1 protein-coding gene and 1 pseudogene are annotated in these 2572 nt (G+C 64.8%); one reads left to right on the top strand and one right to left on the bottom strand.

Translation table 11 applies throughout. The features are described from left to right. Positions 1 to 61: 61 nt before the first annotated feature. Positions 62 to 871, bottom strand: a complete 810-nt coding sequence (locus ACLQ24_RS29255) for a helix-turn-helix domain-containing protein (protein ID WP_425894966.1) — start codon at positions 869 to 871, stop codon at positions 62 to 64. A 382-nt stretch (positions 872 to 1253) separates the two neighbouring features. Between ACLQ24_RS29255 and ACLQ24_RS29250 the strand changes: the two are divergent. Further along, positions 1254 to 2501, top strand: a pseudogene (locus tag ACLQ24_RS29250) (APC family permease); the annotation flags it as partial. Between the last annotated feature and the right edge of the window lie 71 nt (positions 2502 to 2572).

Genomic DNA, 2572 nt, shown 5'->3' with positions numbered 1-2572 from the left:
AGCCGACGCGCGTCCCGCACCGTAACGCCCATACACCCCAAACGATCACAAACCATTTGGGTTACGGGTCAATAAGTCGGCTGTGCAAGCTCAGGTACGGCTCGACCTCGTCCGCCTCAGTGTGGATCAGATCTTGGTTGAGAGTGTCGACCGCAACAGCAATTGAATCCGACGTGTCGCGGTAGCGATAGATCGAGTACGCCGAGCACGGCGCGCTGTGGCCCTTGATCGACGCATCGATCGGCAGTACCCGGACCGTTACGCGGGGGTGGGCGGCGCAGACATTGACGATGTGCCGGAGTTGGTCGGCGACGATGTGTGGCTCGGCAGCACAGCGTCGAACCGCAATCTCGTCGAGCACGACATCGTAGCGCGGCCCATCTGGGGCGAGGAGCAGCTGCTGTCGGCGTGCTCTCGCAGCGACGGCCGCAGCTGATTCAAACGGCTCAGTGTGACGCGCAGGTTCGCTGCGCAGCCGGGCGTCGGCGAAGGCGCTCGTCTGTAGCAACCCGGGAATCAGCGAAAGAGCGTACTCGGTGATGCTCTTCGTGCCGCTCTCCAAGTCCGCGTAGATAGCTTGCCGAGCGCCCATTCGTTGGATATCGGCCATCCACCAGCCTCGTGCCCAGCCGTCGGCTGCGCCGTCCATGATCGCCGCACGCCGATTGGTGCCGACGGTGAGGTACTCGCATATCGCGCTTAAGAGATCTACATCAGGGCCAACATGACCATTCTCCAGCGCGCTGAGCTGCTGCCGGGGATGCCCGACCGCGCGGGCGAGGAACTCGCCCGATAAGCCATGCTCATCGCGCAGACGCCGGATCTCGCGTCCGAGCCATCGCCGACGGACGAACGGACTGGGGCGACTCACCGACATCCTCCACAGATGCATTGACGCTCGGCCGCTGTTGCTGGCGGCCGGTGTCAATGTAACCCCAAGATTCGGCGGAGTGATCCGACCGCGTAGGTCGACTGATCGCGTTTGCACAGCTCAGGACCTGGTCGGACCGTAGGTCGGTACGCGAGGTCGGACCGCAAGTCGGTATTCCCAGACGCAGATCGATCCGTGATCGTTAACTCGCAACGAGTTGGCGATCGATGGCTAAGGCTCGGGCCGATGCGGCATCGACGGGGCGAGCTCACGCTGCCACGCAGTCGTACCTGACCGGCGACCACTGGGGCATCTGGGACACGGCGGTGTCCGCCAAAACCTTTCACCGCGTCGAGGCCGTGCTTTGCGGAGAGGAATAAGGATGAACGAGCAGCAAGCCCTGTCCCGCTATGGCTACCGCCAGGAGTTGAGCCGGCAACTGCGGTTTCGGGATCTGGTCGCGTACGGGTTGGTGTACATGGTGCCGATCGCGCCGATGGCGATCTTCGGCAGCGTGTACGCCGGCTCCGGCGGGATGGTGGCCCTGGCGTACGTGATCGGCGTGGTGGCGTTGGTGTTCACGGCGTTCTCGTATGCGCAGATGGTGAAGGCGTTCCCGATGTCGGGCAGCGTCTACAACTACGCCGGGCGGGGGATCAGCGCGCCGGTCGGGTTCCTCGCCGGCTGGGTGATCCTGCTCGACTACGTCCTCGTACCGGGGCTGTTGTATCTGGTGGCGTCGGTGGCGATGCATTCCACCGTGCCGGCGGTGCCGGTGTGGTTGTGGCTGCTCGGGTTCGTCGCGGTCAACACGGTCGTCAACTCGGTGGGGATCCGGATGACGGCGGTGGTGACCCGGGTGATGCTCGTCGGTGAACTGATCGTCTTGGCGATCTTCCTGGGCGTCGCCGGCTGGGCGCTCGCGACTGGGAAGGGCCGGTTCAGTTGGGAGGCGTTCTACAACGCTGACACGTTCACCTGGTCGGTGGTGGCGGGGGCGGTGTCGATCGCGGTGCTGTCGTTCCTGGGTTTCGACGGGATCAGCATGTTGGCCGAGGAGTCCAAGGGTGGCTCCCGGCAGATCGGCCGGGCGATGGCCGCTGTTCTGGTCCTGGCCGGGGTGCTGTTTGTCGCTCAGACGTGGCTGGCCGCGATGCTCGCCCCCGACCCCGCTGGTCTTCTTGCGCAGGGGGATCCGAACGGCACGGCCTTCTACGACGCCGCTGCCGTGGCGGGTGGCGGCTGGTTGGCGACCCTGTGCGCGGTCGCGACGGCGATCGCGTGGGGTTTGCCGAACTCGATGGTCGCGCAGGTCGCCACCTCGCGGCTGCTGTATGCGATGGCCCGGGATCGGCAGCTGCCGGCGTTCTTGGCGAAGGTGTCGATCCGACGCAACGTTCCGATCAACGCGACTCTGCTCACCGGGTTCGTGTCCCTCGCGCTGGGTCTGTACTTGGCGACCCGGGCGGATGCGATCACCCTGCTGTCGTCACTGATCAATTTCGGGGCGATGGTGGCGTTCCTGGTCCTGCACGTCTCCGTGGTCGTGCACCACCTCATCCGTCGGCGCAGCGGGAACTGGTGGGCGCACCTGGTCATGCCCGGGATTGGGTTCGTGATCCTCGCCTATTGACCCGTAAGGCAAATAGTTGATGGTCAGGAGGCGGCGTAGCGGACTTCGGGCTTGCGGAACAAGGATTT

The organism is Micromonospora sp. DT4, assembly GCF_049841675.1.
Taxonomy (GTDB): Bacteria; Actinomycetota; Actinomycetes; order Mycobacteriales; family Micromonosporaceae; genus Micromonospora.
The sequence above is the reverse complement of the archived record's forward strand: the minus strand, read 5'-3'. Positions and strand labels throughout refer to the sequence as shown.